10 protein-coding genes and 1 pseudogene are annotated in these 20542 nt (G+C 68.4%); 3 read left to right on the top strand and 8 right to left on the bottom strand.

Annotated features, from left to right (window positions below):
- Positions 1-43: 43 nt before the first annotated feature.
- From CEK29_RS12570 to CEK29_RS12555, 5 genes and pseudogenes are all read right to left on the bottom strand, one after another.
- The gene (locus CEK29_RS12570; RefSeq protein ID WP_255176146.1) at positions 44-5803 is read right to left on the bottom strand and encodes an AIDA repeat-containing protein; all 5760 of its coding nucleotides are present in this window, start codon (positions 5801-5803) and stop codon (positions 44-46) included.
- A 42-nt stretch (positions 5804-5845) separates the two neighbouring features.
- Positions 5846-5983 (bottom strand): annotated as a pseudogene (locus CEK29_RS24185) (ESPR domain-containing protein); the annotation flags it as partial.
- Positions 5984-6349: 366 nt separating this feature from the next.
- Positions 6350-6772, bottom strand: coding sequence for a YgiW/YdeI family stress tolerance OB fold protein (locus CEK29_RS12565; RefSeq protein ID WP_094800000.1), 423 nt, complete (start codon positions 6770-6772; stop codon positions 6350-6352).
- A gap of 154 nt (positions 6773-6926) precedes the next feature.
- Positions 6927-8303 (bottom strand): ATP-binding protein, encoded by a 1377-nt coding sequence (locus tag CEK29_RS12560; RefSeq protein WP_094858303.1) that lies wholly within the window; start codon positions 8301-8303, stop codon positions 6927-6929.
- A 133-nt stretch (positions 8304-8436) separates the two neighbouring features.
- Positions 8437-9093, bottom strand: coding sequence for a response regulator (locus CEK29_RS12555; RefSeq protein WP_094800002.1), 657 nt, complete (start codon positions 9091-9093; stop codon positions 8437-8439).
- A 171-nt stretch (positions 9094-9264) separates the two neighbouring features.
- Between CEK29_RS12555 and CEK29_RS12550 the strand changes: the two genes are divergently transcribed.
- Positions 9265-10212, top strand: a complete 948-nt coding sequence (locus CEK29_RS12550) for a sensor domain-containing diguanylate cyclase (protein ID WP_094858302.1) — start codon at positions 9265-9267, stop codon at positions 10210-10212.
- Positions 10213-10291: 79 nt separating this feature from the next.
- Here the strand turns inward: CEK29_RS12550 and CEK29_RS12545 are convergent, their stop codons facing one another.
- On the bottom strand, positions 10292-11614 hold the full coding sequence (locus CEK29_RS12545; protein ID WP_094858301.1) for a hypothetical protein: 1323 nt from the start codon (positions 11612-11614) through the stop codon (positions 10292-10294).
- Between the two features lie 359 nt (positions 11615-11973).
- On the opposite strand from CEK29_RS12545, the gene CEK29_RS12540 reads away from it, so the two are divergent.
- Complete coding sequence (locus CEK29_RS12540; protein ID WP_094858300.1) at positions 11974-17883, top strand: autotransporter domain-containing protein; 5910 nt, start codon at positions 11974-11976, stop codon at positions 17881-17883.
- A 92-nt stretch (positions 17884-17975) separates the two neighbouring features.
- Here CEK29_RS12540 and CEK29_RS12535 read toward each other — a convergent pair whose 3' ends face one another.
- Complete coding sequence (locus CEK29_RS12535) at positions 17976-18446, bottom strand: MarR family winged helix-turn-helix transcriptional regulator (RefSeq protein WP_094858299.1); 471 nt, start codon at positions 18444-18446, stop codon at positions 17976-17978.
- Positions 18447-18519: 73 nt separating this feature from the next.
- On the opposite strand from CEK29_RS12535, the gene CEK29_RS12530 reads away from it, so the two are divergent.
- The gene (locus CEK29_RS12530) at positions 18520-18954 is read left to right on the top strand and encodes a cupin domain-containing protein (protein WP_094858298.1); all 435 of its coding nucleotides are present in this window, start codon (positions 18520-18522) and stop codon (positions 18952-18954) included.
- 2 nt (positions 18955-18956) lie between these two features.
- Here CEK29_RS12530 and CEK29_RS12525 read toward each other — a convergent pair whose 3' ends face one another.
- Positions 18957-20501, bottom strand: coding sequence for a hypothetical protein (locus tag CEK29_RS12525; protein WP_094858297.1), 1545 nt, complete (start codon positions 20499-20501; stop codon positions 18957-18959).
- Positions 20502-20542 lie beyond the last annotated feature (41 nt).

The following is a 20542-nucleotide window of genomic DNA, read 5'->3' as shown; positions in this document are numbered from 1 at the left end:
CTAGCGGGCCTCCCCAACATCGGGGAGGCCTGCGTGCCCTCGACTACTTGCTCAGCGGGATCGCCACGTTCAGATTGAGCGAGTAATCTCCACGGTCCGACTTGCCCGCGTAGTCCTGGCTGATGCGGATCTGCGAGGCGCCCGGCCCTTGCATCTCGTAGCCCAGGCCGAAGCGCGTGACCACCCTGCCCGGCTGTGCACCGTTTACCGAGAAGGAGGCGCCGGCTGCGTCCCTGGCGTCGAGCTCGGGCTTCCTGGCCAGGAAGTCGTAGCCCACGCCGCCGTAGGCCGTGACGCGCTGATCGTCCGCAAGCTCGTAGCGATACTTCAGCCCCACGAGCGGCGTCAGTGTCTGCGCATCCTGCTTGCCCACGCTCAGGTTGGACCATCCCGCGCCGCGCTCCTGATACGCGCCCACGCCCGCGCGGCCATACTCGAGCGCCAGCCACGGCGTAACCGTGTGCTTGCCCAGCAGGTGATCGCGTTCGTAGTTCAGCGACAGCACGGCCGTGCGCCCGTTCGGGTTCGACTTGGCATGCGCCTCGTCGCCGATCGTGTCGCGCCGGCTTGCGCTGTTGCGGTCCAGGCCCACCTTGCCGATCACCGACATCCGGCCCAGCGTGCCCAGGTCGTGGCTTGCGTAGCCGGCGAGCTGATAGCTCGCGCCACTGGCCCGATCTTCCGTCGCGCTGTCGCGGCCCTTGGTCGATGCGCCCTGCACCAGCAGCGCCGCGCCGACCCGGGTCTTGTCGCCAAGCGCCCGGTCGGTGCCCACCGCCAGGCCCCCGACCTTGCGATCGAAGCCGGGCGTGGCGGCACCTTGCGAGCCCGTGGACCAGCCGCCGTAAGGCGTCATCCACACCGTGTTGGCGGCGTTGGTACCGAGATACGCGGGGCCCGACATGCGGCTCATGCGATCGCGCACCACGCTCATGCTGGCCTGGGCCTGCTCGAGCGACATCTGCGCGAAGTTGCCGCCGAAGAGCGGCGTCGACAGCGTCGGGCCGCTTGCCCCGGTGACGACCAGATCGAGCTGGTTGCCGTTGCGCTCGATGTAGTAGTTCACGCCACGATACGAGCCACCGCCGTAGGTGCCGTTCAGCCCACCGTGTGCGCGCAGGAAGCCGCTGTAGCGCTCACCCGGCTTGAGCGGCGCCGTCGACGGATTCAGCTTCAGGGCCGCGCCGGCCGCCAGCGTGGCCGACTGGCTCACATCCAGCACGCCGTACTGACCCGCGGCGGTGCCCACCATGGCCAGGTCCAGCACGCCGTTGGCGGTCTGCACGTAGTTGCCGGCGACCTTCAGGGTCTGGTCCGCGCCGATGTGCACCGTGCCATCGTTGGTGAGCGTGTCGGCTTTCAACCCGGCGGCACGCAACGACGGCATCAGGCTCATCAGACCGCCGCTTGCCACCGTGAATGTGGACGCATTGCCTTGCAGCGCCAGATCCCCGCCGAGTTCGACCTCGCCGCCGCTGCCGGCCGTGATCCTGTTCCAGCCCTGCACCGCGATCACACCCGCGCTGCCCGACGTGGAGGCAGTCAGCTTCTGCTTCTCGCCCACGGTCAGTTGGTTGGCATTGGTGGTGTCGCGCAGCACGGACTCGCCCAGCTGCGTCTCGGACTCCAGCATCAGGGTGTTGCCGGATCCGCCCACGTCGATGTCACCGGCCAGCGTGGCGCCGCGCAGTGTGACGGTGTTGGCGTCGCCCTGCACCTGAATCGCGGCCGAAGCCTTTTGTGCCAGCACGGTGTCCTGCGCCTGTACATTGCCGCCGCCGGTCAGCACGGTGTCCACCAGCTCGGAACCCGGCTGCGCGTCGACCACGCCGCCACTCGAGACGGTGTTCGCCTCGGCACGACCGCCCGACGACACCTGCTGCAGGCCCTGCACCGTGGTGTTGCTCACCCGGCCTTCGACCTGCTGCAGGCCACCCGCGAGAATCTTGCTGTCTTCGTCGAGGCCACCCGAGTGCACGCGCTGCACGCCGCCCGAATGGATCGTGGCGCGCGGCCCATAACCGCCCGACAGGATTTCCTCTCGGCCACCGTCGTAGATATCGGTGTCGTAGGCGCTGCCGCCCGACGACACATACTGCACGCCGCCCTGATGGATCTGCGAGCTGTCGGCTCGACCGCCCGACGTCACCAGGTTCGACCCACCCGAGGACACCGTCGTGGCCGTCGCCGTACCGCCCGCGGAGATCGACTGAACACCGCCGGACTGGATTTCCGTGCCGGAGACGCTGCCATGCACCGCCGCGCTACCGCCCATGCTCACGACCGTGGCGTTGGCGGAGCCGCCGGACGACACGGTTTGCACGCCACCGGAGGACACGTGCGTGTCGTTCGCTTGAGCGCCGCTGACCAGGAGCTGGCTACCACCCTGACTGATCGTCGTGGACGTAGCCGACCCGCCCGTCGCCAAGAGTTGAATGCCCCCCGAGGAGACGTTCGTGTTGCTCACGTGGCCGCTGCCCCAGACCGACTGCACACCGCCCGACGACACGTGCGTGTCGATGGCCCGGCCCGAGCCTTCGACCCTTTGAACACCGCCAGCGCCAACGATGGTGGATGTGGCCGTGCCGTCGGTTCCGACCGATTGGGAGCCACCCGATGACACCTGCGTGTTGTTGGCCTGGCCGTGAACCGCTTGGTTACCACCGTCGCCGACGGTCGTCGACGTGGCCGTGCCGCCAGCCGACACAGTTTCACCACCGCCCGAGCCCACTTGCGTATGGATCGCCTGGCCGCCGTCCTCCACGTCCTGATGACCGCCGTCGCTGAGTGTAGTGGACGTCGCTGTGCCACCCGACCCCACGTTTTGACGCCCTCCGGACGAAAGGTGCGTGTGGATCGCCTGGCCGCCACTTTGCACGATCTGCCTGCCGCCATCGCTGACGGTCGTGGACGTGGCCGTGCCGCCCGACGCAACGGTTTGACTACCGCCGGACGACACGCGCGTGTGGATCGCCTGGCCCCCGCTCTGCACGCTCTGCCTGCCGCCATCGCTGACGGTCGTGGACGTGGCCGTGCCACCCGACGAAATGGTTTGAATACCGCCGGAAGACACCTGCGTGGCGATCGCCTGGCCGCCGCTCTGCACCTCCTGGCTGCCGCCGCCAATCAACGCCGTGGACGTGGCCGTGCCGCCGGACGAGACCGTTTGAACACCGTTCTGGAACACCCACGTGTCGCTGGCCGTGCCACCGCCCTGGACCCCTTGGCTACCGCCGCCGACCAGGTTGGACGTCGCCAGGCCACCGGACGACACCGTCTGATTACCCCCGGATGACAGCTGCGTATTGCTCGCCACGCCGCCGCTCTGAACACCCTGGCTACCGCCACTGTTGACAACCGTTGTCGTCGCCGTGCCGCCAGACGACACCGTCTGAGTACCACCTGAAGACACCTGCGTATTGCTCGCCACGCCGCCGCTCTGCACACCCTGGCTGCCGCCGTCGCTCACCGCCGTGGACGTGGTCAGACCGCCGGACGAGACCGTCTGAACAGCGCCGGAAGACACTTGCGTGTCGCTAGTCGCGCCGCCGCCCTGCACGCCCTGGCTTCCGCCCTGCTTCACGGACGTGGACATGGCCTGGCCCCCGGACGACACGGTCTGGTTGCCGCCGGAAGACACTTGCGTTTCGTTGGCCGCGCCGCCGCTCTGCACGCCTTGGCTGCCGCCGTCGCTCAACGTCGTCGACGTGGCCCCGCCGCCGGATGAGACGGTCTGAACGCCGCCGGAAGACACCTGCGTGCCGGTGGCGTGACCATTGGCCTGTATGCCTTGGCTACCACCGCTACTTACCGTGGTGGACATGGCCCTGCCGCCAGACGACACGGTTTGCACGCCACCCGTGGACACTTGCGTGTTGCTTACCCGGGCGCTGGCCCCGACCGATTGGCTGCCGCCCGATGACACGTGCGTGTCGAAGGTCTGGGCAAAGCCGGTCACCGTTTGAACACCGCCATCGCGGACGATGGTGGAGGTGGCGGAACCGCCGTTGCCAACAGACTGGGACGCACCCGACAACACCAGCGTGTTGTCGGCCTGACCGTAGACCACCTGACTACCGCCATTACTCACGGTCGTGGACGTGGCCGTGCCGCCATCCCCCACGGTTTGACTGCCACCCGAGGATATTTGCGTGCCAATGGCCTGGCCGCCGCCCTCCACGCCCTGGCCGCCGCCGCTACTAATGTTTGTGGACGTGGCCGTACCGCCGGACGAGACCGTTTGTACGCCACCCGAAGACACCTGCGTGCCGCTGGCGCGACCGCCGCCCTGCACGCCCTGGCTGCCGCCATTGCTCACCGTTGTGGACGTGGCCGTGCCGCCCGACGATACCGTCTGGTTACCGCCCGAGGAGACCTGAGTTCGATCGGCCTGGCCCCCTTCCGACACGCCCTGGCTGCCGCCATTGCTCAAGGTCGTGGACGTGGCGGTGCCGCCGGACGACACCGTTTGCACGCCGCCGGATGACACCTGCGTGTCGGTCGCCTGACCGCCGCTTTCGACCCCCTGCCTGCCGCCATCGCTGACGATCGTGGAGGTCGCCGTGCCGCCAGACGAGACAGTCTGCACGCCACCCGACGACACCTGCGTGTTGTTCGCCTGGCCGCTGTTCTGCACGGTTTGGCGGCCGCCACTGCTGACGGTCGTGGAGGTGGCAACCGCGCCGCTGTCCCGCACCTCCTGCACGCCGCCCGATGACACCTGCGTGTAGCTGGCCTGACCTTCTGCCCATACCAACTGCGAGCCGCCCGACGAGACCCGCGTACTGATTGCTTGACCGAAGTGCAATATTCGCTGGGAGCCGCCCGACGATATATGCGCGTCGACGGACCGGCCCCTTACATCTTGCAGACCGCCATTGATGGTCGTGGAGGTAGCCGTGCCACCGGCATTTACCCACTGCTCACCACCCGATGACAGCTGCGTGTTGCTGGCCTGACCGGCGCTCTCGACTTCCTGGACGCCGCCACTGGTGACAGTCGTGGACGTAGCGGTGCCGCCTGAAGACACCGTCTGCGTGCCACCCGAGGAAACCTGCGTGCTGGTGGCATCGCCCTGCACACCCTGGCTGCCGCCTTTCAGAGTCGTGGACGTGGTCCGGCCACCGTAAGACACCGTCTGGTTGCCGCCGGAAGACACTTGCGTGTTGCTCGCCGCGCCGTCCCTCTGTATGCCCTGGCTACCGCCGCTGCTCACCGTGGTGGAGACGGCCGTGCCGCCAGACGACACGACTTGCTGGCCACCCGTGGACACGATCGTGTTGCTCACCGTAGCGCTGGCGCGGACCAACTGCTGGCCGCCCGACGACACGTGCGTGTCGGTGGCCTGACCCAAACCACGCACCGTTTGAACCCCGCCATCGCGGAGAATGGTGGAGGTGGCACGCCCCCCGTCTTCGACGGACTGCGCGCCACCCGAGGACACCCGCGTGTTGTCGGCGCGACCGTAAACCCCTTGGCTGCCACCACTGTTGATGGTCGTGGAGGTGGCCGTGCCGCCGTCATACACGCGCTCCTGACCGCCCGATGAGACTTGCGTGTTGCTGACTTGACCGTCGCGCTCGACCGTCTGGATACCGCCATCGCTGACGGTGGTGGACGTGGCCGTGCCGCCCCTGCTGACGGTCTGCCGGCCGCCCGAGGAGACTTGCGTATTGTTCGCCTGGCCTCCGTTGGACACGACCTGGCTGCCGGCGTCGCGCAGCGTTGTGTTGTTGGCGGTGCCGAACACGATCTGCCCACCCGTCGACACGACGCTTCCGGACACCGTCGATCCCGCGGACACGGTTCTGTCCTGCGCGAGGGCCGCAGCCTGAAGCGTCAACCCGAGCGCCACGCCGACGACGCTGGAAGCCGTGCGCACCGACTTCGATGCCTTGCCTCGCCGGGGGCCGTTTTCACTGATGACGACCCATGTTCCTCGCACCACACTCCAGATGACGCGATAAATTCGATTCAAGCCCATAGTTTTCTTTTGCGGATGGATTGTCAGAGCATCCTGAAATCGACGGGGATCTCAGGCTGGCGTGCGGTATGCGTATGGCGTCGTCTCGACGGCCAATAGCTCCTGGAATTCTGAGATACGTGCCAGATCGACGATTTAGAAGATGCTCTAAAACGGAAACCGCACCGAACGAGACGTTCGCCCAAATGACACCCTTCGCGACTGCCCGAACTCACGCGGAGGTGATCGAGGGCAGCGAAGCGTGGCGCGGACGGTGTCTCCACGCGCAGGCGGCGGGCATGAAAAAACCCCCGCAGCCCGGAACGACGTCCGGACTGCGGGGGTCAGCGTGTCGGCGGTGGGCCGCCGTGCTGTGATTCGAAGGGCTTACATCACGCGGATCTTGTCCACGTCGAACTCGACACCCTTGCGCTCGACATCGATCTCGCCGTGCAGCTCGACCTGGGTCTTGTCGTCGATCTTCACGCCGGCCGGGAATTTGTCGTCGTCGATATCGACGCGGATCTTGCCGGTGCCGTCGTCGAAGGTGTAGTGGTCATCGCCATCGTGCGACACGATGCGGCCACGCAGGATCGCGTGCTGGTCGTCCTTGCCCTTCTCGAGCACGTCCTTGACGGACATGACCGGAATCGAGCTGGGGCCCGCATAGCCTTGCTGGGCCGAAGGCTGCGCGGAGCTGGGCCCGGTGTAACCCTGGGCATGCACACCGCCGAAGGCGAGCGCGCCGGCGATGGCGGCGCTGGCCAGCAGGGTGCGGGTGAACGGCTTGCGGATCGTGGACTGGGACATGGTGTGGCTCCTCGCGCTCATCGCGCACTAAGTGTTGAACACAGAACCCATTTGACCCGCCGAAGATTAAGAGAATCTGAGCCGGGTCACTGCTAGTCAAGCATAGCGTCCCGAGTGGCGCCGCACGGCTTTCGCGCAGGCCGCGGTTCGGTCCTCAGCGCGGCTGCGGCAGCGCGAGCACCGCGCCCAGGCCGCGGCCGTCGATCCCCTCGCCGAACCGCAAGGCGCCGCCGTGCAGTTGCGCCACCCGCGCCGCGATCGACAGGCCGAGGCCGCTGCCCTGCACCTGCGTGCCAAGCACGCGGAAGAAACGTTGCGCGAGCCGCTCCCGGTCTTCGGGCGTCACGCCCGCGCCATCGTCGCGCACGCTGAGTTCGAGCTGATTGCCGCGCGCCACGGCGGCGATCTCGACGCGCCCGCCTTCGCGGCCATACACGATGGCGTTGTGCAGCAGATTACGCAACGCGGTACACAGCGCCTCGTGATTGCCCTCCAGGCTCGTCACCCGGCAATCGACGCGCACCGTCACCTGCCGCGCCGCCGCCGCCGGCGCGCAGAGCTTGACCACTTCATCCAGGAGCGCCTGCACGGCGACCGGCGCCACCGGCAGCATGTCGGCCGACTGCGGATCGAGCCGCGCCAGTTGCAGCAGATTTTCGACCAGTGCCGTGCTGCGATTCACGTCGTCGCGCAGACGGCGCAGCTGGTTGACCTCGGCCGGCGGCGCGTCGGCCGGCAGGCTGCGCTGCATCAGCTGGATGCGGGACGCGAGCGCGGCCAGCGGCGTGCGCAGCTCGTGCGCCGCGTCGGCCGTGAAGCGCCGTTCGCTTTCGAGCGCGCCGGCGAGCCGGGCAAACAGGAGATTCAGCGCGTTGACGATGGCGCGCACCTCGTTGGCACGGCCGTCGTACGACAGGGGCGTCAGGTCGGCCGACGACTTGGCCGCCAGCCCGCGCGTCATGCGCTCCAGCGGCGCGAGCAGCCGGCGGATCAGCCACCAGTTCACCAGTCCGAGCAGCAGCCACAGGCCGACGAGCGGCCAGGCCAGCGACTCGAGCATGTCGAGGATCAGGTCGGTGCGGTCGTCCAGCTCCTGGCCGATCTGCACCGAGAACCCCAGCTTTTCATGGCGGCGCACGTACACGCGCCAATCCTCGCCCTCGGCCCGCACCTCGTAGAAGCGCTTGTCGCGCCGGTCCGGATCCACGAAGGGTTTCTTCGGGGCATCCTCGCCCCGCCGCAGCACCTCGCCCTGCGGCGAGACGATCTGATAATCCAGCCGCAACTGCGGGCCGGTGTCGTCGCGGTCGCGCGCGGGAAGCGCGCTGCCCGTGCCCTCGCCCAGCGCCAGCACGAGGCGCGCGCCCTCTTCCAGCGTGTCATCGAATGCGTCGCTCACTTCCTTCCAGGCGATCGCCAGCACGATCACCGTGCTGACGAGGCCGACGATGATGCTGGAGCCGAGCGTGGTGGAGATCAGCCGGCGGCGGATGGAATAGCCGCTGGCGGCCGAGACGGCGGAAGGAGGCATGGCCGCAGGGGAGCCTGCCGCCGGGGAGCCGGCCGCAGGGGAACCTGCCTGCGCGCGTGTGCTATCTGTCGGCGCGCGGCGCGGCCAGCGCAGCGCCTTGATCCGGGCGAGTAGTTGTCGAACCCCGCCCATTTCAATCCGCCAACCGGTAACCCTGGCGCCGGATCGTCTTGATCACGTCGGCCGACAGTTTGCGTCGCAGGTTATAGATGTGGACCTCGATGGTGTTGCTCTCGACCTCGTCGCCCCAGCCATACAGGGCCTCTTCGAGCTGGTCGCGCGACACGACATGGCCGGGCCGGCGCATCAAAGCGTGCAGGACCGCGAACTCATGCGCCGTGAGATCCACCGGCTGCCCCTGGAAACGCACCTGCTTGGCGGCCTCGTCCAATGCCAGCTCGCCATGCACTAGCGCCGTGTCGGGGCGGCCATCGTGGCGCCGGACGGCCGCGCGGATCCGCGCCGAGAGCTCCTCGAGGTCGAAGGGCTTGACCAGATAATCGTCGGCGCCCAGGTCCAGCCCTTCGATCCGGTCGCGCACCGCGTCGCGGGCGGTGATCATGATCACCGGCACCGTATCGCGGCGCGTGCGCAAGGCGCGCAGCAAGGCATCGCCGGTCAGGCCGGGCAGCCCGCGATCGAGCAACACGCATTGATAGTCGTGGGTGGCGAGCGCCGTCTGCGCCAGATCGCCGCGCGTGACGCGGTCGACCACATAACCGTCGAGCGCCAGCCACGACTCAATCGATTCGCCCAGGGAAACGTCGTCTTCGGCCAGTAGGATGCGCATGCCTGGACTATACGCGAGAGGATGAAGCGAATCTTAAGCCGCGCGAGCGCGGGTTTCCCGTGATGGCGCGGCGCGTGCGACCGACTCAGAATGGCTTGCCCCGGCGCAGTGCCCGGGGTCCGCGCCGCGCGCCTGGCATGGCGCCGTTATCCGATCGATGAGAGCGAGTGCATGACCGACGTAAACCCGATTTTCGAAGACCACGCGGTCTACCGCACCCTGCTGGAGTCGACCAAAGCCATTCCCTGGAAGCTCGATTGGGCCACCATGAAGTTCGCCTATATCGGCCCGCAGATCGAGGCCCTGCTCGGTTGGAGCACCGAAAGCTGGGCCACCGTCGAAGACTGGGCGATGCGCATGCATCCCGAGGACCGGGAATATGTGGTCAATTTCTGCGTCAGCCAATCCCGGGCAGGCGTCGACCACGAGGCCGACTACCGCGCGCTGACTAAAGACAACGGCTACGTCTGGATTCGCGACGTGGTGCACGTGGTGCGCAATGACGCCGGCGAGGTCGAGGCGCTGATCGGCTTCATGTTCGACATCACCGAACGCAAGAAAACCGAGGAGAAGCTGCTCAGCCTGCAAAAGGAGCTGGAGGTGCTGTCGTTCAAGGACGGGCTGACCAACATCGCCAACCGGCGCCGCTTCGACGGCAGTTTCGAACTGGAATGGGACCGCGCCGCCGCCGCGCGCACGCCCTTGTCGATCCTGATGTTCGATGTCGATTTCTTCAAGCAATACAACGATCTGTATGGCCACACCCAGGGCGACAACTGCCTCATTGAGATTGCGCAGGTCCTGAGCCTGGCGCTGGACGGCCCGCGTGACCTGGTGGCCCGCTACGGCGGCGAAGAGTTCGTGGTGCTGCTGCCCGAGGCCGATCAGGCGCTGGCGATGAAGGTCGCGGAACGCTGCCAGCGGCTGCTGCAGAAAAAGGCCATCGTGCATGCCCTGTCCCCGCATGGCCGGAGGGTCACGATGAGCATCGGCGCGGGCACCGTCATGCCCAACGGCCACGCCACTCGCGCCGGCTTCATCAAGGCGGTGGACGAGCAGCTCTATCTCGCCAAGAACAACGGCCGAGACCGGGTCGAGCACGTGGCGTTGCCGGCCTGATTTCGACGGCTGAGACTGCGCCGCGTGCAGGGGCACTCGGCCCGCGACGGGTCTCGTTCGAGGCCGGTCCGAGTCCGCGCTAGGGCTGCAACTGGCCCAACACCGCCGCCAACTCGCTGCGCGCCTCGCTCGGCCGGGCGCCGGCGAGCGCGGCTCTGACCGGCGCCACCGCGGCCGGACCGGAACGAACCAGCAGCCAGCTGACTGTCGAGCGCAGCAGCGGGTCGTCGCTGCGCAGCCAGGCCGCGGCCGACGCTTCGATCACTTCTCGGGTGACATCCTCGGGCAAGGGCCAGGTTTCGGCCGCGACCGAGGCCATCATGACGGCCTGGTCGACGAGCCTATCCGTGGACGATGCGGACTTGATGGAGGTGGCGAGGTAGCGGATGCCCTCCGGGCCCGTCTGCGCGATCGCGCGCCATGACACGCGGGACGGCTTCGTAGCCTGCCCCGCGGCCTCGATCAAGGCCGGCCGCACCGTATCGCCGCGCTGCGGAAAGCGGCTGAGTGTCACCATGAGGCGCTCTCGCTCCGGATCCGACGCGGCTTGTTTCAGGTCGGCGATCACCTTGCGCACCACGTCGTCGTAGCCCGAGGCGTCCGGTCCCAGGGTCTGGGCGATCTGCACCTGGATGGCGAGCGAGGATGACGCGGCGCCCGTGGCGTCGAGCTTGCGGCGCACGTCGTCGGGCAGCGCGATCCCGCGTGCGGTTTCGGCGAGGTCGCCGAGCAGGCGTTCGTCGCTGGAATTCCGGATCGCCGATAGGAGGAGCTCGGGCGTTTTGCGGGAGGCCGCCGACAGGGCCGTGCGCGAAAACGCCCTGTCGGAATCGTTTTGCGCCTGGCGCAGTCCGGTCAGCGCCGCGTCGGCCATGCGCGCGCGCCCCGGCGCGTCGAGCAGGATGATGATGCCGATGAGGCCGTAGCGGCGCCCCTCCGGCACCGGGGCGGCCACGTCCGCCGCCAGCGCCTGGACCAAGGCCTCGGGCAAGGTCAGCCCCTGCTGCGGACGGGGTTTGAAGGCGGGTGCCGTGCGCAGGTGCTGGTTCAGCGCGATCGTGGCGGCGGTCTTGTCTTCACCCTCCTGAGCTTGCAGATAGCGGCGCATGACGTCGTCCAGGGCCGCGTCGGGATTCGCCGGCTCGCTGCCTGATGAGGCGGCTGCGTCGAGACGGGTCGGCTCGCTGCCGGACGAGGCCGCAGCGCTGGGACGCGCAGGCCCGCTGCTTGACAAGGTGGCGGCGCTCACACGCGCAGCTCCAGTGCCTGACGAGGCCGTCGCGCCAGGGCCGGCGCGCCCGGAATCGGCGATGGCGGTCCCGGCGGCGCCGAGGATGAGCGCGATGGCGAGCGCAAGCGGCCGGGACAGGCGGGCGGGATAGCGGTCGGGCGAGACGGGCATCGAGTGTCCTTGCAGAGGGTGCGCCCCCAATTTTCCCCGATGCGGGAGGCTCGGGTTGCAACCGTCGGTGAGCCGCCCCGCTGCAGCGTCGGGCTCAAGCGAACAAACAGGGAGGCATGGGGCGTCCGCCCGCGCGCATGGGCGACGCTCGGCGTCCGTCCGCACGGCCGCGCCAACCCGGCCTCTTTTGTTCATTTATTTGTCAGAAAGCAAGCCGCCCCGCGTGGAACCAATCCTTAGTCCGAGTTACTTACCGTAATATCACGGTCACTTTGCTCTGCGCTGGTGCACGGCGCGTAGCTCCCCCCTGTCTTTATTCCATCTGGTGAGCGCTGCTCGCCGCCCCTGGAGTCCGAAGCATGTCTTCCTTCGCCGCCCGCCCGACCTCCCGTGAGGTCAGGCACTTTGCCCTGTCCAGCTTGTGCGCGGCGATCGCCGCCGTGGCCGGCGCACCCGCGTGGGCAGCCTGCGACGATACGGCGGCAGGCGGCACGGATGTGATCTGTGATTCGACGGACCCGCTGCAACCGAATTACGCCAGTGCCCTCGACGAGGTGAGCATCAGGGTCAACCAGGGCGTGACGTTGAGCGCAAGCCAGTCGGGCATGCTCAACCCCCTCGATCTGTCGGGCACCGGCACATCCGTCACCAACTACGGGTCGATCAATCCGCAAGCATCCGGATCCCTGAGCTCCGTGCCCAGTATGGCGGGCGTGACAATGCAGAGCGATACGGCCAGCACAAAGAGCCTGTTCAACTATCAGGCCGGGACGATCTCGAACGCCTATAACAGCGCGACGTCCCCGAGCACGGCCGCGGTCGTGATCCATAACCAGCGCGCGGGCAATCAAGGCCGGACCACGATTTTCAACGGTGGCACGATCAGCGCCCGACCCCGGGTCGGTGTTACGGGCATCGCGGACGCGGACGCCATCGCCGTGGCCGCCACCGGCGGCGCCCAGGTGCTGGTGACGAATAACGGCACCATCATCGGCCGCGTCGGCCTGGGCGGATCTGCGCCGGGCAACACCTTTACCAACGGCGGCACCATCATCGGTAGCGTGTCGCTCGGCGCGACGGGCGGCAACCGGTTCGTCGCCAAAACGGGATCCAGCGTGGAGAGCGGCGGGGGCACGGCATCGAGCTACACCACCACCGTCGGCGCCGGCGCGCATCGGATCGATTTTGCGGCGGCCGGCAAGGTGGACGGCGGCGCGGCCGGCAACAACACGCTCGAGTTGAGCGCGGGCACCGGGACCGACGGCGCCATCGCGCTCGGCAATTTTGTGAATTTCGACAAGCTCAATGTCGATAGCGGCGCCTGGACGCTCTCGGGCTCGATGCCCAACGTTACCGAGACCACGCTGCGCGGCACCGCGATCATCACGGACTCGGCCGCGCTGGGGGACGCCAGCACCAGCGTCCGCGGCACCGGGGGCACCTTGATCAACGGCAGTACCTTTTTTCCGCTAGACCTGACGCAGGACATCGACCTGCAGACGGGCGGGCTGACGTTCGGCGAGGGCACCTTCACCGTGAACGGCCAAGTGTCCGGGACCGGCCAGCTCACGCGCACCGGCTCGGGCACCCTGTATCTGTACAAGGCCAACTTCTACTCGGGTGGCACGCTGCTGCAGAACAGCAACCTTTACGTCTTTACCAATCGCTCGATCGGCACCGGCGCACTGACTGCCGCCGGCGACGCCAGCCTCGACGTGCTGTCGGGCTTGAACGTGGACAACGCGCTGACCTTGAATGCCGCCAGCAATCTTGAGGTCAGGAGTACTGGGGACTTCAGCCTGTCAGGCCCCATCTCGGGCACCGGCGTCTTCACCAAAGCCGGCGCGGGCACGACGACGCTGCTGGGCGACATGACGTCGACCGGCGGCGTGGTGGTGGCGTCGGGCACGCTGCGCGTCGAGGGCGCGGGCCGACTGAGCAGCACGGCGCCGGTGTCGTTGACGAGTTCGACCTCGATCCTGGATCTGTCGCAGGCGGTCGCGGCGCCAACACTCTCCAATTTGTCGGGGACCGGCGGCGCCGAGGTCAGGGCTGGCGTCCATCGGCTCTCCGTCGACTCGACCTCGAGCTCCACGTTTGGCGGCCGGATCACCGGCACGGGCGGCCTGCTGAAACTCGGCACGGGCACCCTGACGCTGCTGGATACGCAAGCCTACACCGGCGGCACCGTGATCCGGGGCGGCACGCTCGCCCTGAGCGGCGTAGGCTCCCTGACTCCCGGGCAGCCGGTCACGCTCGACGGCGCCGGCGCGGCGCTCGACCTCACCGCGGCGGGCGGCGCCCGCGAGATCGGCGCGCTGTCCGGCGTGGCGGGTAGCACCTTGCGGCTGGGCGCGAACAACCTGATCGTGAACCAGGCCGATCCCGCCACCTTCGCGGGCACCTCGACCGGCACCGGCAGCATCGTCAAGCGAGGCGCCGGCACGCTGACGCTGAGTGGCGCCAACGCGACCGGCGGCCTGGTCATCGACAACGGCGATGTCACGCTGGCGCCCGGCGGCAGCCTGTCGGCGAGCACGCGCGTCGCGATCAACCGCGGCACCAGCACCCTGGATCTCAGCGCACCGGGCGCACGCACGCTGAACGCGCTGTCCGGCGTGAGCGGCTCCCGCGTTCTCATCGGCGCCAACACGCTCTATTTCGGCGGCCACACCCAGGAGACCTTTGCCGGCGTCATCAGCGGCACGGGGTCGATCAGTACGAGTGGCCGGGTTCTCCTGAGCGGTGCGAACGAGCACACCGGAGGCACCACCGTGGGCGATGGCGTCCTGACGGCGGGCGCCGACAACGTGCTCGGCACCGGCGCCTTCGGCGTTGCCACCCTGTCGACGTTCGACATGAATGGCACAACGCAGACGGTGGGCAGTCTGTCCGGCGCCGGCAACATCACGAACATCGGCCTGCTCACCGTAGGCGACGACAACGCCCCCGCCCTCTTCTCGGGCTCGTTCGCCGGTGCTGGCGACCTGGTCAAGACGGGGTCGAACAGGCTGACCCTGAACGGCCTGTCGACCGCGCATACCGGCCAGATCCGGGTGGCGGGCGGCGAGCTCCGCGTCATTGGCGTCACGAGCAGCGACGTGCGGGTGCAGGCAGGTGCCCAACTAACAGGCAGCGGCGTCGTCGGCAGTGCCACGCTCGAAGCCGGTGGCACGCTGCAACTCGGTACGTCCTCCGGGCTCAGCGTGACGCGCGACCTGTCGGTGGCGAGTGGCGCCACCGTCGCGTACACGCTCGGGCAAGCGCCCACCACACTGCGCCCCGATCTCGGCACGGCGCCCACCGTCGTCGGCGGCAATGTGACGCTCAACGGGACGTTCGACCTGCTCAATCCCGCGAACCACACCGGCCTCGGCTACTACCGGGTGCTTCGGTATGACGGCACGCGCACCGGCACGCTGCAGATGGGCACCATCGCCCCCGGCCTGTCCGGGCCGGCCAGCCTGATCTACGACGTGCCGAACGTCATCGATCTGCGCATCGGCGTGGGTGGCGCCGAGACGCTGCAACAATGGGCGGGCGGGACCACCTGGAGTACCACGGGGACCAACTGGTTCAACGACGGCGGCACCATCCCGATCGATTGGCAGGGCAACCACGCCGCCTTCACCACGGCGGGTGGCGGCAACGTCGCCGTCGCGGGCACGCAGTCGTTCGCCGGCCTGCAATTCACCACCAGCGGCTACACGCTCGGCGGCACCGGCACGCTCGAGACCAAGCCCGCCGGCAGCGAGATCCGCGTGTTGGCCGACGAGAGTGCCACCATCGGCACCGTGATCTCCGGCACCGGTGGCATCGACAAGACCGAGGGCGGCAAGCTCACCCTCACCGGCACCAATACCTATGCGGGCAGCACCGTGCTGTCGGGCGGCACCCTGTCGGTCGCGCGCGACAGCAACCTGGGCGATCCGGCCGCCGCGCTGCGATTCGCCGGCGGCACGCTGGAGATCACCGGCACGACCTTCACCAGCATCGCCCGGCCCATCGAGTGGACCGCCGCGGGGGGTACCGTCAATATCGCCGACCCGGCCAACACGTTCACGATTGGGCAGCCGCTCAGCGGCACCGGCGATCTGGTCAAGTCCGGCCTGGGCACCCTGCGTCTGTCGGGCACGCAAGCCTATGGCAACACGCGGGTCACCGAGGGCACGCTGATCGGCGATGCCGCCTCGATTCGCGGGGATCTCGTCAATGCCGGCACCGTCGTGTTCGAGCAGGACCTGCCGGGCACCTTCGCGGGTAGCGTGACCAACACCGGTACCCTGCAAAAGGCAGGGGCGGGCGTGCTGACGCTCACCGGCACCTCGTCGGGCAACTGGGATCTGTTGCAGGGCATGCTGGTGGCCGACGCCGGCCGGTTCCAGGGCAATGTGTCCATCGATCCGGTCGGCCTCTTGCGCTTCGAGCAAACCGGCACGGCGACCTACGCGGGCCAGATCAGCGGCGCCGGTAACTTCTCCAAGACGGGCTCGGGCGCGGTCACCCTGACCGGCGACAGCAGCGCCTTCGCGGGCAACACCCGCGTGGAGGCCGGCCGCCTGAATGTCGGCACGTCGGCGGGCGGTGCGTTGGGCGGCACGATCACGGTCGCCAGCGGCGGCACGCTCGGCGGCTCGGGCACCGTCGGCACCACCGTCTTGCTGGACGGCGCGCGCATCGCGCCGGGCAACAGCATCGGTACGCTCACCGTCGCCGGCGACCTGACCTTCGCGCCCAAGTCGGTGTACGAGGTCGAGGCCGATCCCGATTCGAGCGACAGCGATCGCATCGATGTCACCGGCCACACGACCCTCGACGGCTCGGTGCTGCACGTGGGTGCGGGCGGCGACTTCGGCGTGCGCCGCGAGTACACGATTCTCACCAGTGGCACCCTGGCCGGGCAATTCAAGACGGTCCAGTCGAATTTTGCCTATCTGGTGCCCAAGCTCGACTACGAGGCGCAGCGTGTCGCGCTCTCGCTCGAGCGCAAGACCATCCCGGTCGACCCCGTGAATCCGGTCGACCCGGTCGATCCGCCGCCCGCGCCGCCTCCCCCCGAGCCGCCGCTGCCGGGCGAGCCCGCGCAACCGGTGCCGCCACCCGCGCCGACGCGCCCGATCGTGTTTGCCGATCTGGCCCAGACGCGCAATCAGCGCGCCGTCGCCACCGCCCTCGAAACACTGCCCGCCGGCTCGGCGCTGCATGATTTCGTGCTGCTGCTGCCCGAAGGAGCGCCGCCGGCGGTGTTCAACAGCCTGACCGGCGAGGCTCACGCGGGCGTGACGGGCTCGCTGTCGCAGGGCGCGGCGCAACCGCGCAACCTGTCTTTCTCCAAGCTGCGGGCCAATCTCGATGCCGGCCTGCGCCCCGGCGCGCCAACCGCGGCGGCCGGTGTGTCGGACTCGGCGCCCTCGGCCAGCGTGCTGCCCGGCTCCAACGCCCAGCCCGCCTGGGCCGAGGTCTTCGGCAACTGGCGCACGCAGGACCGCACCGGCAACACCGCGAGCACGCGCGAGCGCACGGGCGGCGTGTTCGTCGGTGCCGACCATGCGGTCGGCGTGGGCTGGCGCGCCGGCGCGGCGCTGGGCTACACCGACAGCCACATCGACACCCGCGAGCGCGCCTCGCGCGCCGACGTCTCGAGCTATACCGCAATGCTGTATGGCGGCCGTTCGTTCGAGGCCGGCCCCGGCGCGTGGAAACTGATGCTGGGCGCGGGCTACACCTGGCACGACATCTCGACCGAGCGCAACGCGCTCAGCCAGACGGCCAAGCTCGAATCCGAATACGGCGCGAGCACCACGCAGCTCTTCACCGAGCTGGGCTACCGCTGGGACGCCACGGCGCGCACCACGCTCGAGCCGTTCGTGGGCGTGGCCTGGAGCGACCTGCGCAGCCGTGCGTTCTCGGAATCGGGTGGTGCCGCCGCGCTGTCCGGCAGCGCGACGCGCACCACCCAGACCACCACGACCCTCGGCCTGCGCGGCACGCAGGACGTCGACGTGGGCACGCTGGCGGGCCGGCTGAGCGCCATGCTCGGTTGGCGCCATCTGTTCGGCGACGTCACGCCGACCTCGCGGCTGGCTTTCGAAGGCAGTCAGGCCTTCACGGTGGCCGGTGCGCCGATCGCCCGCGACGCGGCCGTGCTGGAACTCGGCGCCGATCTCGCCGTGGGCCGCGCCACCACGCTGGGCGTGAGCTATACCGGCCAGCTCGCCAAGGACAGCCGCGAACACGGCGCCCAGGTGAACCTGCGCTGGCGCTTCTGATCGAGGCGTAAGGCAGCGCTCCGGGCCTCGCTGCGCCCGGGGCGCTGTCGCCGCGTACGCCCGGGGCGCTAGCCCGTCCGGGCGGGCGCCATTCAGGCGGCGTCCGTGAGGTCCTTCAGCACGGCATAAAACGTCTGGAACCGCGCGCTCCCGACCCGCGCCTCCCATTGCTGCTCGATGGCCCGCACGGTGGCACGCTGCAGCTCGGCCACGCGCCAACCCTTTTCGGTGAGCGACACCACACGCGCGGACGCGCCGTCGATGCTGTGACGCACGAGGTAGCCGGCCTCTTCGAGCTGCACCAGCAGATAGTTCATGGCCTGTTTCGACATGCCGGCGCGCTGCGCGAGATCGATGGGCCGCTCGTTTTCCGGTGGCGGAAACCGAAAGACCTTGAAGTGGGCCACTTGAATGTCGGCAAAGCCGGCCGCGGCGAGCGCCTCGCATAGCTGTTGCTCGACCTGTGTCAGGCAGAAGCGCAGGCGCGCGCCGATGAGCGGATCGTCCGGATCCGGATCTCCGGCAAAGCGCTGTTCGGATTGAGATTGACGAGGAGTAGTCATGTCGATAAAGTGTTCAGTAAAGTCACTTTACCACAACACCTTCGACAACCCGCATCACTCAGGGAGCCTTCTCATGGAAGCTCAGCGCAATGAACTCATCACCATCGGCTCTCTGTCGATGCGATTTCTGGTGGATGGCAACGACACCACGGGCCACATGGTGATGGCGGAAATGGTGGTCCAGCCGCAGGCCAAGGTCCCACCTCCGCATCGTCACACCGATGTCGACGAAACCATCCACATTCTCGAAGGCACCCTGACCTACCGCGTGGATGACTGTGTGCGCGTGCTCGCCGCCGGGGATCACTGTTTCTCGCCGCGCGGCAGCGTGCATCACTTTTCCAACCCCGGCGACGTGCCCGCGCGCGCACTGGTTGTGTTCTCGCCCGCGAACATCGGCCCCGACTACTTCCGCGAAGTGGCCCAGGTGCTGGGCGCGGGCGGCCCGCCCGACATTGCCCAGCTCAAGACGGTGATGACGCGTCATGGTCTGGAACTGAGCGCCTGAGCTCAGAAGTCCCGCACCTCATCCACCGCGCGGTCGAGCGCATCGCGGTCCAGCGTCGCCGCGCCCTCGCCGGCCACTTCGGCGAGCCGTGCCTCGGCGGCGTCCAGGATGCCCATCAACGCCATATAGATCTGGTCGCGCTCCACGGTTTCGATGAAGCCGGTGCGTCGGTCGAGCGCGTTGAAGCCTTCGGTGTAGGCCCGCACGACGGCCGACATCGCCGCCATCAGCGCGGCGGTGTCGCCGGCGTGCGTGGCGGCGGCCTTCAGCGCGTCGCCGCGGGTTTTGCGATACAGCGTGGCGGCCTTCTTGGCCTGCGCGGCGCCGATGTGTTCGCTGCCGTCCCACTCGCGGAACGGATTATCGAGATTGGCGGCGAGCCATTCGGCCTTGCGCGGCTTGCTCAGCTCCAGGTCCAGACCCGCCGCAGCGGCCTTTTTGTAGTCCTTTTTGGCCTGGGCGAGAATCTCGGCCGGCATGCTGGTGAGCCAGAGCGACTGCAGACGCGGCCAGGCGTCCGGGCCCGGCACGCGGGCGTCGGCTGGCGGAAAAATGTCGTTGAGCATGAGCATGGCCAACTCGCGCAGGCCGGCCAGACGCTCGATGCCCGATGCCACGCCTGGCGCGCCCCAGATGTACAGCGAATGCAGATGCGCGAACTCGCGCGCGATCTCGGCGCAGTCCAGCGTCTTCATCCCGCGCAGCGACAGCGTGCCCAGTCGTGCCAGCCCGGCGCCTGACGCAATGGCGTTCTCACGTTCGAGCCGCAGCCACGCGCCGTCGTCCTCGGCGTGCACGACCAGGTCCGGATGCACCTCCCCGCGCAGCGACAGCGCATCCAGCCCGTCGTTCAGATACAGCGCGCGCACGCCGGTCACGTCGATCGCGACCCGGCCGAACGAGGTGCCGCGCAGGTCGACGACCGGCTCGCCCAGGCTGGCGTAGTCCAGTTCGTTGAGGATAGGTCTGGTGCAGATCCAGTCCATCAGGCCGGCCACGGGCGCGTCGATCTGCAGCTTCATCAGCAGGGGCATGTCGTCGAACGTGGCGAGCGACGGCGCGGCGAGCAAGGCCGCGCTGTCCAGGCCCCGCATCGCGCGGGTGATCTTGCGGCCCGGCAGCTCCAGCAGCACGGTCTGGTCGGGCGTGTCGGCGTGGGCGGCGGCCTTGAAGCGTGCCCGGGCGTCGGCATCGATCGCATTCCAACGCCGCTGGTTCTCATGCGAGTCGCCGTCCGACCAGCCGCCCGCGTACGAGCGCGACTCCTCCGTCACGAGCGGTTCGCGCCAGCCCACGTGTTTTGCCTGCGCGGGGACCGGTCCCCGGATCCACATGTGCTCGACGCGGTCGCGCCAGAAATAGAAATCGAAATGGGCGGGTTTCATGGCCGCCAGTGCCGCCGCGTCGGGCAAATCGGCGCCGACCCAGTCCAGCGTCAACACCGCGATCTCACTGCCCTCGTCTTTCAAATGCGTGATCTGCGAGGCGGTCCAGGCCTGGAGGCGCTGATTGAACGTGACGTAGATGTCGCCGGGGGTGAGTGACATGCGGGGCTTCCTGGAGGCTGCGAGGAAGAGGCAGTATACGG

Origin of the sequence: Bordetella genomosp. 5 (assembly GCF_002261475.1) — a bacterium.
In the GTDB taxonomy this organism is placed as follows: domain Bacteria; phylum Pseudomonadota; class Gammaproteobacteria; order Burkholderiales; family Burkholderiaceae_B; genus Bordetella.
This window is presented reverse-complemented; position numbering and strand designations above follow the sequence as displayed.